The sequence below is a fragment of the Micromonospora sp. NPDC049047 genome, from assembly GCF_040649135.1.
In the GTDB taxonomy this organism is placed as follows: Bacteria; Actinomycetota; Actinomycetes; order Mycobacteriales; family Micromonosporaceae; genus Micromonospora.
Map to the genome: position 1 here is coordinate 129,065 of NZ_JBEZEY010000009.1, position 16,894 is coordinate 145,958.

At 70.8% G+C, this 16,894-nt stretch carries 15 protein-coding genes; 5 read left to right on the top strand and 10 right to left on the bottom strand.

Annotated features, from left to right (window positions below; genetic code table 11):
- Positions 1-60: 60 nt before the first annotated feature.
- From AB0B86_RS16765 to AB0B86_RS16790, 6 genes are all read right to left on the bottom strand, one after another.
- Positions 61-1,068 (bottom strand): LacI family DNA-binding transcriptional regulator, encoded by a 1,008-nt coding sequence (locus AB0B86_RS16765; RefSeq protein WP_357406745.1) that lies wholly within the window; start codon positions 1,066-1,068, stop codon positions 61-63.
- 20 nt (positions 1,069-1,088) lie between these two features.
- Positions 1,089-2,468, bottom strand: coding sequence for a GH1 family beta-glucosidase (locus AB0B86_RS16770; RefSeq protein ID WP_357406743.1), 1,380 nt, complete (start codon positions 2,466-2,468; stop codon positions 1,089-1,091).
- Positions 2,465-3,298 (bottom strand): carbohydrate ABC transporter permease, encoded by an 834-nt coding sequence (locus AB0B86_RS16775; RefSeq protein WP_357406741.1) that lies wholly within the window; start codon positions 3,296-3,298, stop codon positions 2,465-2,467. Before AB0B86_RS16775 ends, AB0B86_RS16770 begins: the two co-directional genes overlap by 4 nt.
- Complete coding sequence (locus tag AB0B86_RS16780) at positions 3,295-4,293, bottom strand: sugar ABC transporter permease (protein WP_357406739.1); 999 nt, start codon at positions 4,291-4,293, stop codon at positions 3,295-3,297. The genes AB0B86_RS16775 and AB0B86_RS16780 overlap by 4 nt, the downstream gene beginning before the upstream one ends.
- 71 nt (positions 4,294-4,364) lie before the next feature.
- Positions 4,365-5,669, bottom strand: coding sequence for an extracellular solute-binding protein (locus tag AB0B86_RS16785; RefSeq protein WP_357406737.1), 1,305 nt, complete (start codon positions 5,667-5,669; stop codon positions 4,365-4,367).
- 219 nt (positions 5,670-5,888) lie between these two features.
- Positions 5,889-6,647, bottom strand: coding sequence for a maleylpyruvate isomerase family mycothiol-dependent enzyme (locus tag AB0B86_RS16790; protein WP_357406735.1), 759 nt, complete (start codon positions 6,645-6,647; stop codon positions 5,889-5,891).
- Positions 6,648-6,716: 69 nt separating this feature from the next.
- On the opposite strand from AB0B86_RS16790, the gene AB0B86_RS16795 reads away from it, so the two are divergent.
- Positions 6,717-7,799: a UDP-N-acetylmuramate dehydrogenase gene (locus AB0B86_RS16795; protein WP_357406733.1), complete on the top strand. Its 1,083-nt coding sequence runs from the start codon at positions 6,717-6,719 to the stop codon at positions 7,797-7,799.
- A gap of 182 nt (positions 7,800-7,981) precedes the next feature.
- Here AB0B86_RS16795 and AB0B86_RS16800 read toward each other — a convergent pair whose 3' ends face one another.
- The gene (locus AB0B86_RS16800) at positions 7,982-8,770 is read right to left on the bottom strand and encodes a class I SAM-dependent methyltransferase (RefSeq protein WP_357418493.1); all 789 of its coding nucleotides are present in this window, start codon (positions 8,768-8,770) and stop codon (positions 7,982-7,984) included.
- A gap of 1 nt (position 8,771) precedes the next feature.
- Positions 8,772-9,536 carry an SDR family oxidoreductase gene (locus AB0B86_RS16805; protein ID WP_357406729.1) on the bottom strand — a complete coding sequence of 255 codons (765 nt, stop codon included), beginning with the start codon at positions 9,534-9,536 and terminating at the stop codon, positions 8,772-8,774.
- A 204-nt stretch (positions 9,537-9,740) separates the two neighbouring features.
- On the opposite strand from AB0B86_RS16805, the gene mshA reads away from it, so the two are divergent.
- The 3 genes from mshA to AB0B86_RS16820 all read left to right on the top strand — a co-directional run bounded on the left by mshA (position 9,741) and on the right by AB0B86_RS16820 (position 12,960).
- Positions 9,741-11,105 (top strand): D-inositol-3-phosphate glycosyltransferase, encoded by a 1,365-nt coding sequence (gene mshA, locus AB0B86_RS16810; protein WP_357406727.1) that lies wholly within the window; start codon positions 9,741-9,743, stop codon positions 11,103-11,105.
- Positions 11,106-11,162: 57 nt separating this feature from the next.
- Complete coding sequence (locus AB0B86_RS16815; protein WP_357418495.1) at positions 11,163-11,678, top strand: YbjN domain-containing protein; 516 nt, start codon at positions 11,163-11,165, stop codon at positions 11,676-11,678.
- A gap of 250 nt (positions 11,679-11,928) precedes the next feature.
- Positions 11,929-12,960 carry a hypothetical protein gene (locus tag AB0B86_RS16820; RefSeq protein WP_357418605.1) on the top strand — a complete coding sequence of 344 codons (1,032 nt, stop codon included), beginning with the start codon at positions 11,929-11,931 and terminating at the stop codon, positions 12,958-12,960.
- A 369-nt stretch (positions 12,961-13,329) separates the two neighbouring features.
- Here the strand turns inward: AB0B86_RS16820 and AB0B86_RS16825 are convergent, their stop codons facing one another.
- Positions 13,330-14,604: an MFS transporter gene (locus AB0B86_RS16825; protein ID WP_357406775.1), complete on the bottom strand. Its 1,275-nt coding sequence runs from the start codon at positions 14,602-14,604 to the stop codon at positions 13,330-13,332.
- 75 nt (positions 14,605-14,679) lie between these two features.
- On the bottom strand, positions 14,680-15,963 hold the full coding sequence (locus AB0B86_RS16830) for an MFS transporter (protein WP_357406723.1): 1,284 nt from the start codon (positions 15,961-15,963) through the stop codon (positions 14,680-14,682).
- A 152-nt stretch (positions 15,964-16,115) separates the two neighbouring features.
- Between AB0B86_RS16830 and AB0B86_RS16835 the strand changes: the two genes are divergently transcribed.
- Positions 16,116-16,883, top strand: a complete 768-nt coding sequence (locus AB0B86_RS16835; RefSeq protein ID WP_110563229.1) for a phosphoglyceromutase — start codon at positions 16,116-16,118, stop codon at positions 16,881-16,883.
- Positions 16,884-16,894: the final 11 nt, after the last annotated feature.

The following is a 16,894-nucleotide window of genomic DNA, read 5'->3' on the forward strand; positions in this document are numbered from 1 at the left end:
CTATTTCCCTGAAGTGGCGCGGATCCTGCCGTGCCCGCCGGTACCGGGCGGCGACGCGCGTCAGGCGGAGGCGCGACGGATCAGCTCGGTGGGGAGCATGACCGCCTGCTCGATGGTCTCCCCGGCGGCCAGCCGGAGCAGTTGGCGGGTCATCCGGCGGCCGAGTTCCACGATCGGCTGCCGGACGGTGGTCAGCGGCGGCTCGGTGTACGCGGCGGTCTCGATGTCGTCGAAGCCGACCACCGCCACGTCGTCCGGCACCCGTCGACCGGCCTCGCGCAGGGTCCGCAGGGCGGCGTGCGCCATCAGGTCGGAGGCGGCGAAGACACCGTCGAGGTCGGGATGTTCGGTGAGCAGGCGGCGCATCGCCGCCGACCCGGATTCCCGGGTGAAGTCACCGATGGCGATCAGCTCGGGCAGCCCCGCGTCGGCGACCGTGCTGCGGTAACCGCTGAGCCGCTCGATCCCGGCGACCATGTCCTGCGGCCCGGCGATCGTCGCGATCCGCCGACGACCGCTGTCGATCATGTATCGGACGGCTGCTGTCACACCGGCCACGTGGTCGACGTCGACGTACGGGACGGGCACGTCGCCGAGTGGCCGGCCGCTGACCACCACCGGGATGCCGAGTCGGGCGAGCGTGCCGGGCAGCGGGTCGGCACCGTGCAGTGACGCGAAGAGCACGCCGTCGACGTGCCTGCCGGTGGTGTACCGCTCGACCCGATGGTGCCCGGCCGGTGAGCCGGCGAGCATCAGCACCAGTTGCTTGTCGGCCGCCTCCAACTCCTGGCTGACGCCCCGGATGATGCCGGGGAAGACCTGGTCGTCGGAGAAGACCCGGGTGGCCGCCTCCGGCATGACCAGGGCGATCGAGTCGGTGCGTTGGGTGACCAGACTGCGGGCGGCCAGGTTGGGGACGTACCCCAACTCGGCGACCGCCCGGGTGACCGCCTCGCGGATCGGTTCGGCGACGGTGGTGGAGCCGTTGACCACCCGGGACACTGTGGCGCGGGACACCCCGGCCCGCGCTGCCACCGCCTCGAGCGTCGGCCGCTGCGCCGTCGTCATCGCGCCTTCCCCCCCGCTCGTCACAGCCCGTTCCGGGAGATCACCTCCTGGTACCACCGGGCGCTGGCCTTCGGTGTGCGCCGCTGGGTCAGGTAGTCGACGTGCACGATCCCGAACCGCTTGCGGTAGCCCTCCGCCCACTCGAAGTTGTCAAGTAATGACCATACGAGATAACCGCGCAGGTCGACGCCCCGGGAGATCGCTTCGTGCGCCGCGCGGAGGTGCCCGTCGAGGTAGGCGATGCGATCGCTGTCGATCACCTGCGCCGGACCGTCGGGCGAGTCGGCGCCGGGTTTGTCGGGGAACGCCGCACCGTTCTCGGTGATCAGCAGCGGCACGCCGGGGTAGTCGGCCGCGATCCGCTCCAGCAACCGGGTGAGCCCGGCCGGCTCGATCATCCAACCCATGTCGGTAAGCGGCCCGGCCGGTGGCAGGAAGTGCACAGCGCCCTCGGTGCCCGGATAGGCGCCGTTGCCGGCGCCGTCGGGTCGACCGGCCACGTAGGTAGGGGCGTAGTAGTTGATGCCGAGCAGGTCGATCGGCGCGGCGATCAGCTTCTCGTCGCCGTCGCGGATGAACGTCGGCTCGACGATCCGGGCCACGTGCTCGCGGACGTCGTCCGGGTAGCCGCCGGCCAGCAGCGGGTCGAGGAAGATCCGGTTGTGCAGGCCGTCGACCAGGCGGACCGCCGCGGCGTCGGCAGCGCTCTGCGGGTCGGCCGGGCGCACGTCGGCCGGGTTGACAGTGACGCCCACGCTGCGCGCGCCGGCCGCCCGCAACGCCCGCGCCGCCAGGCCGTGCCCCAACAGCAGATGGTGTACGGCGGTGAAGGCCGCCGCCGGATCCTGCTCACCCGGCGCGTGCACCCCGTTGCCGTAACCGAGGTAGGCCGAGCACCACGGCTCGTTGAGCGTGGTCCACACGTCGATCCGGTCGCCGAGGCGGGCGTACACCGCTGTGGCGTAGGTGGCGAAGTGCTCGGCGGTGTCCCTGTTGGTCCAGCCGCCCCGGTCACCGAGGGACTGCGGCAGGTCCCAGTGGTAGAGGGTGACGATCGGGTCGATGCCCCGAGCCAGCAGCGTGTCCGTGAGCCGGTCGTAGAAGTCCAGCCCACGGGGATTGGCCGGGCCGGTGCCGTCGGGCTGGATCCGCGGCCAGGCGACCGAGAACCGGTACGTCCGCAGGCCCAGCTCGGCCATCAGCGCCACGTCGTCGGCGTACCTGTGATAGTGGTCGCAGGCGACGTCGCCGGTGTGGCCCTGGTACACCTTGCCTGGCGTACGGCTGAAGGTGTCCCAGATGGACGGACCGCGACCGTCGTCGCGGGCCGCACCCTCGATCTGGTACGCGGCGGTGGCCGCCCCCCAGAGGAAGTGCTCGGGAAACCGGATCTCGTTCACGCCTTGACCGCACCTTCCATGATCCCGCCGATGATCTGCCGGCCGAACAACACGAAGACCAGTAGCAGGGGCAGTGTCGCGATTGCCGTCCCGGTGAACACCTGCGACATGTCCTGGTAATACCCGTCCGACAGTGCGCGTAGGGACAACTGCACCGTCGGATTCGCCGGATCGTTCAACACAGCGTACGGCCAGAGGAAGTCGTTCCAGGTGGTCATGAAGGTGAGCAGTCCGAGGACTGCGGCGGCCGGACGCAGGGCGGGCAGCACGACGTGCCACCAGATCCGGGCGGTGCCACAGCCGTCCATCCGGGCGGCCTCGATCAGTTCGTCGCTGATGGCCTGGCCGGCGTACTGCCGCATCATGAACACCCCGAACCCGGTGACCAGCACCGGGACGATCACGGCGGGCAGCCTGTCGTTCCAGTGCAGCCTGCTCATCAGCAGGTAGAGCGGGATCACGCCGAGCTGGGTCGGCACCATCATGGTCGCGATGATCAGCAGCAGCAGGGCGTTGCGGCCCCGGAACCTCAGCTTGGCGAAGGCGAACCCGGCCAGGCTGGAGAAGAACACCACGGAGACCGTCACCGTCGTCGCGACGATCGCCGAGTTGATCAGGCCGGTCAGGAAGTACGCGTCGGTGTTGTCGAACAGTCGGGCGATGTTCGCGCCCAGGTTGCCGCCCGGGGTGACCGGAGGTGGCAGTTGGCCCATCGCGTCGTTGCTGCGACTGGCGACGACGAACATCCACCAGATCGGGAAGATCGACAGGGCGGCGGCGAACACCAGGGCCAGGTAGGTGAGCGGGGTGGCCCGCCAGAGCCGGCTCATCGGGTGGATTCCTTCCGGGTGCTGCGGCGCTCTCCGCCGCCGAGTCGGCGCAGGATCAGCACGTTCACCGCTGCGACGATCGCGATGAGCGCGAAGAGAAGCCAGGCAACCGCCGAGCCGTACCCGAAGTTGTAGTGCGGGGCGAAGGCGTTCTCGAACATGTACATGGTCAGGGTCTGCGACTCGCGCAGCGGCCCGCCGCGGATCGGGTTGGTGCCGGAGTTGAACATTCGGGGTTCGGTGAAGAGTTGCAGGCCACCGATGGTGGCGATGATGGCGCAGAAGATGATCGTCGGTTTGAGCAGTGGCACGGTGACCTTCCAGAACTGCCGGGCCCGGCTGGCGCCGTCGATTGCCGCCGCCTCGTACAGGTCGCGGGGGATGGCCTGCATCGCGGCCAGCAGGATCAGCGCGTTGTAGCCGGTCCACCGCCAGTCGACCATGGCGGAGATCGCCACCCAGGAGGCGACCCGGTTGGACTTCCACTCGATCGCGTCCATCCCGACCAGGTCGAGCAACCAGTTGATCATCCCGAACTCGCGGCCGAAGAGCACCCCGAAGACGATCGCCACGGCGGCCGTGGAGGTGACGTTCGGGACGAGCACCGCCATCCGCCAGCCGGTGCGGGCGCGCAGCCCCCGGTTCAGGAGGTTGGCCAGCCAGAGCGCGGCGAGCAGTTGCGGCACCGTGGAGATCACGAAGATGCCCAGCGTGTTGGCCAGCGCGTGCCAGAAGTCGGCGTCGGCGAGCAGTCGGGTGTAGTTCTCCGCCCCGACGAACGGGTGGTCGGTGCCGAGCAGGTCCCAGTCGTGCAGCGACACCCAGAAGGTGTACGCCAGCGGGTACGCCCCGAAGACGCCGAAGATCAGGAAGAACGGGGCGATGTAGAGGTACGGCGAGAAGCGGGTGTCGAACCGGCTGAGCCGACCCGAGGGCTGGCGTTTGTTGCGGGTTGCCGGCGGGACCGGTGGACGGGCGTCGAGTTGGACGGTCATGCCCGAGAACTCCTTTCCGTCGTGCGGGCGGGACCCCGGCTGCCGAGGCCCCGCCCGCACGCTCGCTCGGGCTACTTGGCGGCGGCCTTCTTGGCGTTGTTCACCGCGTCCGTCCAACCCTGGTCGGGGTTACGCTGACCCAGCTCCACGGTCCGTACGGCGTTCTCCACCTCGGTGCGGACGGCCTGGTTCTTCGGGCCCATGTAGACCGGCTTCAGGCTCTTCGCGCCGGTGCCGAAGATCGAGCCGACGGGCGCCTCGGAGAAGTACGCGTTCTTCGCGCCGGTGATCGCCGGGTCGTCGAGCGCCTGCGGCGAGGAGGGCAGCGGGCCCTTGGCCTTGAACGCGCCGATCTGGCCCTTGGCGCTGGTCAGGAACTTTGCCAGCTCGATCGCCTCGGCCTGGTGCTTGCTCTGCTTCGGCACGGCGAGGTGCGACCCACCCCAGTTGCCGCCGTTGCCGGGCACCCGGGCGATGTCCCACTTGCCCGAGGCGGTGGGGCCGGCGTTCTGCTCGATGACCCCGGTCATCCAGGCGGGGCAGGCGATGGTGGCGAACTTCGACTGCTTGAAGGCGGACACCCACTCCTCGGACCAGGAGCCGTACTTGCCGGAGAGGCCCGAGTCGATGATGTCCATCGTGGTGTCCCACGCCTGCCGTACCGCCGGGTTGCTGTCCACGACGAGTTTCTCGCTGGTGTCGTAGTAGCTGTAGCCGGTGGTGTTGCCGGCGTTCTGGAGCAGGATGGTGTTGAAGGTGTTTGTGGCCGCGTCGAGGAAGGACGCGCCGGTCTTGGCGGCGGCGAACTTCTCGCCGGTGGCGATGTAGTCCGGCCAGGTCGGCCAGAGCTGGGAGACCGCGTCCCGCTCGGTGGGCAGGCCGGCCTTCTGGAAGAGGTCCTTGCGGTAGCACATGGCGATGCCGCCGACGTCGGTGCCGAGGCCGATGAGCTGCTTGCCGTCGGCGGTCAGACCGGCGTTCCACTTCCACTCCAGGAAGTTGCCCTTGAGGTCGGCGGCGCCGTGGTCCAGCAGGTTGACGAAGTTGCCGGGGTTGGCCTTGTACTCGACAAGCAGGCCCTCCTCGATGGCCACCACGTCGCCGGCACCCCGGCCGGCGGCGAGCCACTGGGTCAGCTTCGGTGAGTACTCGTCAAGGTTGGTGCCGGTGCCGCGCTCAACGATCTTCACGTCGGGGTTCGCGGCCATGTACTCCTGATAGAGCTGCTCGTAGCCGAACTGGCCGAAGACGTCGACGGTAAGGGTGATCGGTCCGTCGCCCGGTTCATCGCCACCGCCGCAGCCAGCGGTGACGAGCACGGCGGTGGCGGCGGCGAGGGCCACCGCGGCGAGGCGGCGGCGCGGGAAGGCAGCCATGGGTTTCGACCTCTCTCCAGAGGGTGGGGGTGCTGGCAATGACTCAGAGAGCGCTCTCCCGACAGGTTGGTGGGTGGCCGACCACCTGTCAAGAGAGCGCTCTCTCAGCGTTGCGTTCCCGTGATCAACGGTCGCCGTGCCCCGGTAACGCGGGGACGCCCCAACATCGACGAGGGCGCCACCCCCGCAGGGGTGACGCCCTCGTTCGTGGCCGGTCGGTCAGCCGGTGCGCAGGCCGTCCAGCAGGATGCGGTCGCCGGCGACGTCAAGCGTCTCGAAGCTCACCCGCCCCCAGAGCGCCAACAGCAGGTCGCTCGCGGTGCCACTGACCTGGGCGCGGGCGTGGTGATCGTCGTGGTCGAAGATGGTCGCGGTGTCGAGCAGCGCCACCCCCTCGCCGCGCAACCGCAGATACCAATCCTGGGCCGCGTCCGTCGCGCAGAGCTGCACCACACCGTGCCAGTCACCCGGCACCTGCCGCCGACCCGCGGGCAGCCAGGTGTCCAGCACCTCGCTCACCCCGTCGGCCGCGAGCTTTGCCTCCACCGGGTCACCGGCAGCGATGGCGAGTTGGGCATCCCAGCGGTGCACAGCCGTCTCGTGCGCCATCCGACGCGGCCAGAAGCCCGCCTTCTTCGGCTGCGGGGCCCAGTTCCACGCCGGCGCCTCCGGGTCGAGCCCGTCGAAGACGGTCATCACCCGGTCGTAGCCCTGCCGCCACAGTTGGAGCGCGTCCACGCCCGAGTCGGCCTCGAGCTTCTCCCGTCGAGGCGGTTTGCCGGTCTGGCCGGAACCGGCGAACGACGACACCCAGTGGTAGATGCCGGCCATGTGCAGCGTGAGGTCGTTGACCGTCCAGCCCGGACAGGACAGCACCGGTGTCTCGGGTGGCGCCTCGGCCACAGCTGCCGCGAAAGCCGGGCCCTCCGTCCGGAGCGCCCCGATCCAGAAATCCTTGCTGCCCTGCAGTCTGCTCATCGCCATCCTCCCGGGGGTGCCGGGCGACCAGTGGGTGCCACGGCTACTTGTCAGCCTAAGGTGAAGGGCGTGCCAGACGCCTCCGCCCAGCCGACAACCGACGCCGATCGTGCCATCCCCGGTCCACTCGCCGGCCACACCACCCTGCGAACGGGTGGGCCGGCCGAGCGGATCGTGGCCGCCGGCAGTGCCGACGAACTCGTCCACGCGGTGCGGGCCGCGACAGAGCCGGTCCTGGTCCTGGCCGGGGGCAGCAACGTGGTGATCGGCGACGCCGGGTTCCCCGGCACCGTCGTCCTGGTGCGCTCCCGTGGCGTGCGCGTCATCGCCGAAGACCCCACCTCGGTCACCGTACGGGTCGACGCCGGCGAACCGTGGGACGACCTGGTCGCGGCGACCGTCGCCAACGGCTGGGCTGGGTTGGAGTGCCTCTCCGGCATCCCCGGCTCGACAGGCGCCACCCCGATCCAGAACGTCGGCGCGTACGGCCAGGAGGTCGCCGAGACCATCACCGGCGTCGAGGTGTACGACCGGGTCGAGGGCACCCGCCAGGTCATCCCGGCCGCCGACTGCGGCTTCGCCTACCGGGGCAGCATCTTCAAGTACGCGGACCGCTGGCTGGTGCTCTCGGTCGACTTCCGGCTCACCCGGTCTCCGCTCTCCGGGCCGGTGCGCTACGCCGAGCTGGCCAGGGCCCTCGGGGTCGAGGTGGGCGACCAGGTGCCGCTGGCGGACGCCCGAGCGGCGGTGCTGCGGCTGCGTGCGGGCAAGGGGATGGTGCTCGACGCCAACGACCCGGACACTCGCTCGGTCGGCTCGTTCTTCACCAACCCGGTGCTCGACCGGGCCACCTACGACCAACTCCTGGAACGCTGCGCCGAGCTGGGCGACCCGCCCGCCTGGCCCGGGGCGGACGGTCTGGTCAAGGTGAGCGCCGCCTGGCTGATCGACAAGGCCGGCTTCACCAAGGGCCACCCCGGCGCGGGCGGGGTGGCCATCTCCAGCAAGCACACTCTGGCGCTTACCAATCGCAGCGGCACCGCCCGCACCGCCGACCTGCTGGCCCTCGCCCGCGACATCCGCGACCAGGTCCACGCCCGCTTCGGCGTCACCCTCCACCCCGAACCAGTCCTAATCAACTGCACCCTCTAACCACCCCACCCCACCCCACCCCACCCCGCCCCCGCCCCGCCCCGCCCCCACCCCCGTCGATCATGGAGTTGTGGTGCTGGGCAAAGGGGATTTCCGGGGTTAAAACACCCACCACAAGTCCATGATCGACGGGGCGGGGGGCGGGGCGGGGCGGGGGCGGGGCGGGGCGGGTTGGGGCGGGGTTAGGGGAGGGGCCAGGGGAGGGTTAGTTCGCCTTGGCGCCAGCGGGTGGGGTGGTCGAGGACGGGCCAGCCGGTTTCGCGCAGGCGGGTCACCGCGCGCAGCCAGCGTTGGCGGGGGCCGAAGGTGGCGTACGGGGCAGCGGCCTGCCAGGCGTCGTCCAGGGCGCGGATGAGCGCGTGCACCGGCTCGCCGGGAACGTTGCGGTGGATCAGCGCCTTGGGCAGCCGCTCGGCCAACTCGGCGGGGCTGCCCAGGGTGGTGAGCTTCGCGGCCAGGGTCAGCGTCCGGGGCCCCTCGGCGTCGATCAGCAGCCAACTGGCGAGCCGCCCCAACTCGTCACACGTGCCCTCGACCAGTGCTCCGCCGGGGGCGAGCGCCGCGGTCATCGTCTGCCAGGCCCCGGCCACCTCGCTCTCGTCGTACTGTCGCAGCACGTTGAACGCGCGGACCAGCACCGGCCGGAGTCCAGCCAACTCGAACCCACCCCGGACGAACGTCAGCCCGGGCGGGTCGGCGGCCGGCGCCGCGGCGGCCACCCGGGCGGCGTCGATCTCCAACCCGACCAGCCGTACGTCCGGACGCACCCCGGCCGCCAGTCGAGCGCGCAACTCCACGGCGGTCACCGGGGTGGCGCCGTAGCCGAGGTCGACAACCAGGGGGTCGTCCGCCGCCAGCAGCCGGTCGGCGCAGGTGGCGACGATCCAGTTGTCCACCCGGCGGAGCCGGTTCGGGTTCGTCGTGCCGCGGGTGACCACGCCGAACGGCCGCCGTCGCGCCGCAGGGCTCATGTCAGGAGACTCGGTGCACCTTGTGCTGGGCGGCCTGTGCCCGTGGCCGGACCACCAGCCGGTCGATGTTGACGTGCTCGGGACGGGTGGCGCACCAGGCGATGCAGTCGGCGACGTCCTCGGCGACCAGTGGCCCCGGCACCCCGGCGTAGACGGCGGCCGCCCGTTCCGCGTCGCCCTCGAAGCGCACCAGCCCGAACTCCTCGGTCTTCACCATGCCCGGGTCGATCTCGATCACCCGCAGCGGTCGGCCGCACAGCTCCAGGCGCAGCGTGCCGGCGATGGCGGTCTGCGCGTGCTTCGCGGCGGTATAGCCGCCCCCGCCCTCGTACACGGTCAGACCGGCGGTGGAGGAGACCACCACGATGGTGCCGGCGCCGGACGCCTCCAGCGCGGGCAGCAGCGCCTGGGTGACCCGCAGGGTGCCGAGCACGTTGACGTCGTACATCCACTGCCAGTCGGCGACCGAGCCGGACTCCACCGGGTCCAGCCCGCGCGCTCCACCGGCGTTGTTGACAAGCAGGGTGACCGGTCCCGGTGCCCGGGCGGCGGCCTCGGCCAGCCCGGCCACCGACTCGTCCGAGGTGATGTCGCAGGTCACCGCTGTGGCCTGACCGCCGGCGGAGGTGATCTCGGCGACCAGGTCGGCGAGCCGTTCGGCGCGGCGGGCGGCGGCGAGCACGTGGAAACCCTCGGCGGCGAGTCGGCGGGCGGTGGCCGCGCCGATCCCGCTCGATGCTCCGGTGACGATGGCGACAGAGGTCATTCCGACATTGTCACCCTGACCGTGGGGCCCGATCCGACCGGGCGGGGCGGGCCGTCGTCCGGAGGGCGGTGATGAGGTCCGTCACCCCCGGGGGCCGCGCCGGGGAATTTCCGATGCCCGATGGGGAAGATGACACCTGGCGTACAGGTTGACCGAGAAGCGCCGGTCGTGCGGGACGGCATCTACCGTGACAAAGGAGCGGATGTGGCGGAAATGCACACCGGTGTCGGGCGTCAGCGAGGTGCCCAACCGTGGCCCCGGCCGCGCCGCATCGCCACCCTGTCGGTGCACACCTCACCCCTGCACCAGCCCGGCACGGGCGACGCCGGTGGCATGAACGTCTACATCCTCGAGGTGGCCCGGCGACTCGCCGAGGCCAACGTCGAGGTGGAGATCTTCACCCGGGCCACCTCCGGCGACCTGCCCCCGGTCGTCGAGATGGCGCCCGGCGTGCAGGTCCGGCACATCACCTCCGGCCCGCTGGAGGGCCTCACCAAGGAAGAGCTGCCCGGCCAGCTCTGCGCCTTCACCGCCGGGGTGCTGCGCGCCGAGGCGTCCCGCCCGCCCGGGCACTACGACCTGATCCACTCCCACTACTGGCTCTCCGGGCAGGTCGGCTGGCTGGCCAAGGAGCGTTGGGGGGTGCCGCTGGTCCACACCGCCCACACGCTGGCGAAGGTCAAGAACGCCCAACTCGCGGCCGGTGACCGGCCGGAGCCCAAGGCGCGGGTCATCGGCGAGGAACAGGTGGTCGCCGAGGCGGACCGGCTGGTCGCCAACACCCGGGTCGAGGCCAGCGACCTCCTCACCCGCTACCACGCCGACCCGGGCCGGGTGAGCGTGGTGCAGCCGGGTGTCGACCTCCGTCGGTTCCGGCCCGCGCCGGGCAACCGGGCCGCGGCCATCCGCGCGGCGCGCCGCCGGCTGGGGCTGCCGGCCAACGGGTACGTCGTCGCCTTCGTCGGCCGGATCCAGCCGCTCAAAGCCCCCGACGTGCTGATCCGCGCGATTGCCGCGCTGCGCGAACGCGACCCGGCGCTGGCCGACCAGGTGACAGTGGTGATCTGCGGCGGACCCAGCGGCAGTGGGCTGGACCGGCCCACAGCGCTTATCGAGCTGGCCGCCACGCTCGGTGTCACCGACGGGGTGCGGTTCCTGCCCCCGCTCACCGGGGACGACCTGCCGGCCCTGTACCGGGCGGCCGACCTGGTCGCGGTGCCGTCCCACAACGAATCGTTCGGGCTGGTCGCCCTGGAGGCACAGGCCAGCGGTACGCCGGTGCTGGCCGCCGCCGTCGGCGGGCTGGTCACCGCCGTGCGGGATCAGGTAAGCGGCGTACTGATAGACGGTCACGACCCGGTCGACTGGGCTCGGGCGCTGGGCTGGCTGCTGCCGGACCGAGCCCTCCGGACGGCACTTGGCCGGGGGGCCGAGCAGCACGCCCGGCACTTCTCCTGGGACCGTACGGTCGCCGGTCTGCTCGACGTCTACGGCGAGGCGATCGCCGCTCACCGCGCTCGACTCGCGGCCGACCTGGCGGCCGACCCCGCGCTCTCCTGCTCCTGGTGACCGCCGGGCGTCGCTGTCGACGGGTGCGCCGGGCGGGTCGGTCGTAGAGTGGGCACGGTGAGCCCGAAGAGTGATCTTGCCATCCTGATCGAGTCGGTCTGCGCGGAGCGGGAGTTGGCCTGGGAGTCGACCGGCCCCGACTCGTACGCGGTGACCCTGCCGGGCACGCACAAGCTCAAGACGGTCTGCAACCTGATCATCGGCGAGCACGCCCTGCGGGTCGAGGCGTTCGTGATGCGCCAACCGGACGAGCGCCGCGAGGAGCTGTGGGCCTGGCTGTTGCAACGCAACGCCCGGATGTACGGCGTCTCCTTCTCCACCGACGCCGTCGGCGACGTGTACCTGACCGGGCGGGTCAACCCGGCCGGCGTGGACGCCGACGAGTTGGACCGGCTGCTCGGCTCCGTGCTCACGTACGCCGACGAGTCGTTCGACACGATGCTGGAGATCGGCTTCGGAAGTTCGATCCGCCGCGAGTACGAGTGGCGGGTCAAGCGTGGCGAGTCGACCGCCAACCTGGCCGCGTTCGCCCATCTCTTCGAACCCTCCGGCTCAGGCCCCGACCAGTCCTGACCGCGCCTCGCGCCCGCTCCCCGCGCCACACGGCTGATTGGCCGTGGTTCGGACCGCTCCTGACGGGTATGCCGCTCCGCGCGGTGCGGCGAGGGACCCCCGCGCGCCGAGGACGGAGTGTCAAGGAGCGGAGCATCCCATGGCTCAGCGGAACAGCTCAGGTCGCGGCGCGACTGCGACCAGGACGAAGCGACAGGCCGGCAACCAGACACCGGGTACCCCGGGAGTCTCCGAGTCGGAGATCTCCCGGATGCGGGTGGACGACATCCGGGGACAACTGCGCAAACGCGGGGTTTCCGGGATCTCCGCGCTGCGTAAGCCCGACCTGGTGAAACAGTTGGTGCGCTCGATGCGGGCCGGCGCGGGTCGCAGCAGCACCGGCCCGACAGGTCGGGCCACCGGCACCAGAGCGTCGGCCGGTCGGGCCGCCGCCACGAAGAAGTCGGCGTCGCGGGCCGCGCCGAGTCGCGCGAAGGCCGCACCGGCGAACAAGAGCGCTCCCGCGAAGCGGGCCGCCGCGAAGAAGGCGAGCGCCGCGAGGACGACGACTGCCGCGAAGAGGGCAACCGCCGCGAAGAAGGCGACCGCTGCGAAGGCGACGACTGCCGCGAAGAAGGCGACCGCCGCGAAGACGGCGACCGCCGCGAAGAGGGCGACCGCCGCGAAGAAGGCGAGCGCCGCGAAGGCGACGACTGCCGCGAAGAAGGCGAGCACCGCGCGGAAGTCGACGAGGGCGGGTAAGACCGCTCCCGCCAAGAAGACGACAGCGGCGGGCAGGTCGACGACGGCCCGTACCGCATCTGCGGGTAAGGCGCCGGCGAAGCGGGCCCCGGCGCGGCCGGCGGCGAAGCGGGCGGCCCCGACCAAGCGCACGGTCTCCCGGTCGGCCAGCAGCAGTACGTCGGCCGGTGGGATCCGGACCGGACGAGGCACCGGACGGTCGGTCCGTAGCTCGCAGGTGATCTCGTCGGTCATGGACCGGCCGGAGCGGCCCGGGCGAAGTCTGATCACCGCGAATCACGAGGTGATCAAACGGTGGGCCCAGGAGCGTGGGGCCAGGCCGGCAACCATCGCGGGCACCGAGCGCGACGGCCGGGCGGGCGTTCTGACCTTCAACATCCCCGGTTACCGGGAAAGTAGCCGAATTCGCGAGATCACCTGGGATGAGTGGTTCTATACCTTTGATCTGCGCCGGCTGAACCTGATTTACCAGGAACAGTTGCGCGACGGGCGGCAGAGCAGCTTTTTCCGGACCGAGTCGCCCGATCGGGAGGACGGTTGAGGTGTTTGCGGGAATGCCTGACGGGTACGCGGCTGTTGCCAGAGATCGAGGCCCGAAAAACGGATACTCGTCAGTTGTGACCGGCGAGACAGACGTTCTGGGTTGAATCCAGAATCCGGGCGAACTAACTTTATTGCACCGCGCCACGCTTGGAAACGTTCGGGGGAGCGGCGGATCGATCAGATCCGCGCACCAGGCGAGGCGCGAGGGGACGGGTGGATCAACCGTTGGGGGACGGTGCCCACCTGTTTGGACCGGCGGCTGAGCGGGCGATGCTTACGGGGGTGAGTGTTGCCCGCCGCCGCCGGCCCCACGGCGGGCGCCCACTACGACCTCAGGGACGTGGTGGGCGCTTTGCCGTGTCAGGGGTCAGGCCACCGGCGCCCGGTCAGCGGAGGCCGTCTGCTTCCGGCGCAGCGCGGCGACATGCCGTTCCCGGGCTGGTCCGGCGACCAGATGCCCGACCGCCGCCGCCAGGCCCAGCCCACCCACCAGCAGCCAGTGCCGGTCGCCGAGGTGTTGCAGACTCACCCCGCCGAGGGTGGGCGCGACGAACGCGGCAGCCGGGAACGTCAGGTAGAAGACCGCCTGGTACCGGGCGCGCAGCTGCGGCGGTGCGAGGTCGGCGTTGATCTGGGCGTTGGGTGGGGCGGCGAGCATCGAACCGATCGTCCAGACCGCCGCGGCACCCAGGTAGACGGCCAGGTCGTCGGCGACGACGAGCACCCCGAAGCCGAGCGCGAGCAGCGCGGTGGAGGCGGCAAGTACGACGTCCTTGCGGTGCCTGTCGATCAGCCTCGGCACGAACAGTTGCCCCGTCACGATCAGCGCGCCGCCGAGCGCGACCACCAGACCGTACGCCGATGGACCCAGACCGTCAGCGCGCATGGCCAGCGGCATGATCGTCGACGTCTGCATGGTGAGGACGGCCAGCACGAAGGTGAGCCCGACGAAGACCAGGAAGGTCCGGTCGGTGAGCGCGGTGTGCAGCCCCTCTCGACGGGGCCGGAGCGACGCGGGGGTGGCCGGCGGGGCGTCGGCCGGCGGGGTGGCCAGCCGTAGGGTTTCCGGCACCTTCCAGCCGATCACGGCGGCTGCCGTCAGGGTGGCACCGGCGTCGACGAGGAACAGCGCGGTGAAGCTCGCCTCGGCCAGCACCCCGGCGAGCAGCGAGGCGACCGCCATGCCCAGGTTGAACGCCCAGAACTGGAGGTTGAACGCGCGCGACCGACGTTCGGCGGGCACCACGTCGACGATGGCCGCGACGAACGCCGGACTGGGCATCGAGTGGACCACGCCGACGAGCGCGGCGAGCACCGCGATCAGGAGCAGGTGCTGGCTGAAGGCGAGCGCCACCATCAGGGCGGCCGTGCTCAGGTGCGCGGCGAGCAGCGTCTTCCGGCGGCCCCACCGGTCGGCGAGGACACCACCGAGCAGTACGCCGCCCGCTCCGCCGGCCCCGTACGCGCCGACCACTGTGCCGGCCAGCCCGATGCTCGCTCCGCGTACGTCGGTGAGGTAGAGCGAGAGGAACAGCATGGCGAACGCGCCGGCCCGGTTGATCAGGAGGCCGGCCCAGAGGTACCAGAAGGTGGCGGGGAGCCCGCCTGCGGTGTCGTGCCACCAGCGCCGCAGGGCGTGCACTCGATCCTCCATACAGTTTGGTTTATTAACTGTTTCGAGTGCAGCGTAGAAACTCGGACCGTCCGGCGCCAGTGGTCAGGCGACCGCCTCGGCGGATTGCGACGTCCGGCTGGTGTCGACAGGTGTCAGCGTCGCGCCGGAGTGGCGCAGTGCGGCGGCGCGGCGCTCCCGGGCCGGCCCCGACACCAGGTGGGCCACGGCAGTCAGGACGCCGAGCGCGGCGCAGCCGTACCAGAGCGCGTCGTTGCCGGCGTGCTCGCGCACCAGACCGCCGAGAATCGGCGCGCTGGCCCCGGCGATCTGCCAGGACAGGGAGAAGACGCCCTGGTAGCGACCGCGCAACTCGGCCGGGGAGAGCTCGGCGATGAGCGTGGAGTTGGACGGCGAGTTGAGCATCTCGCCCACCGTCCAGATCAGCACGGTCAGCCCGTAGAACCAGGCGGTGCCGGCGAACGCGGTAAGCCCGAACCCGAGGCCCATCACCACTGACGCCAGGGCCAGCACGTGCGAGCGACTCCGCCCCCGGATCAGCCGGGGCACGAAGAGTTGGCCGACCACGATGAGGATGCCGTTGAGTGCGATGACCGAGCCGTAGGTGGCAGGGCTCAGCCCGCTGTCGCCCATGGCGATCGGCAGCATCGAGATGTGCTGGAGGAACACCAGTGCGGCGAACAGGTTGAGCGCCACGAAGCCGAGGTAGACCCGGTCGGTGAGGATCGTGCGCAGGGCGCCGCCCGACACTCCCGCCGTGGCGGGGGCGGACGCGGCGCTCCCCCCGGTCTCCGGGACCTTGACGAAGATGATCAGCGCGGTGATCAGCATGGTGCCGGCGTCCACCACGAACAGCAGCAGGTAGTCCGCCTGCGCGGCGAGGCCGGCGAGGACGGCGGCGCACGCGAAGCCCAGGTTGATGGCCCAGTAGTTGAGTGAGAAGGCGCGCAGTCGGTCCTTCGCCGGCACCACGTCGATCATCATCGCGCCGAACGCGGGCCGGGCCGCCTCGGCGAACATGCCGAGCAGCAGGGCGCCCAGCGCCACCGCCCAGAGGTCCCGGGCCAGGCCGAGGCCGAGCATCATCGTCGCGGCACCCACGTGGGCGGTGAGCAGCGTCGGCCGGCGACCCCACCGGTCCGCGAGGGTGCCACCGGCGGTGGTGCCGAACGCGCCGCCGACGCCCCAGAGGCCGATCACCAGGCCGGCCTGGGAGGCAGAGAAGCCGCGTTCCTGGGTGAGGTAGATGGCGAGGAAGACGAGGACGAACGAGCCGAGCCGGTTGATCAGGGTGCCGGACCAGAGGTACCAGAAGGTGGTAGGTAGGCCGCCGGTGGTGTCCCGGAACCAACTCCGCATCGTCCGCATATGGCGCCCCGCTTGTAAGTAATGACCGATGTGACTAACGCGCCTTACAACCCTAGTGGCGGACGCTGCCGCTGGTCATCCGCATTTTCACGTGGTGGTCGTCACGACGGGTGCCCGCGTGTCCACCCGGCGGTTGAGGCAGGATGATCCGCATGACTGCGAGCGAAGGGCCCACCGTCGGGACGCTGGTCCTGCTGCGACACGGTGAGAGCGACTGGAATGCCAAGAACCTCTTCACCGGCTGGGTGGACGTCGACCTGACCGAGAAGGGCGAGGGCGAGGCGCGGCGCGGCGGCGAGCTGCTGCGCGAGCACAGCCTGCTGCCGGATGTCGTGCACACCAGCGTGATGCGGCGCGCGATCCGCACCGCCGAGCTGGCGCTCAACGCCGCCGACCGGCACTGGATCGCGGTGCGCCGGTCGTGGCGGCTCAACGAGCGGCACTACGGCGCCCTGCAGGGCAAGAACAAGAAGCAGACCCTTGATGAGTACGGCGAGGAGCAGTTCATGCTCTGGCGCCGCTCGTACGACACCCCGCCGCCCCCGATCGACGACAACGACGAGTGGTCGCAGGTGGGTGACCCCCGCTACGCGCTACTGCCGACCGAGCTGATGCCGCGTACCGAGTGCCTCAAGGACGTCGTCGAGCGGATGCTGCCCTACTGGTACGACTCGATAGTGCCGGACATCCTGGCCGGCCGGACGGTGCTGGTGGCGGCGCACGGCAACTCGCTGCGCGCCCTGGTCAAGCACCTCGACCAGATCTCCGACGAGGCGATCGCCAAGCTCAACATCCCGACCGGCATCCCGCTGCGCTACGACCTGGACCCGCAGCTGCGCCCACTCACCCTGGGCGGCACCTACCTGGACCCGACGGCAGCGAAGGAAGCCGCCGCCGCGGTCGCCAACCAGGGCCGCTGAGCTGACGACGA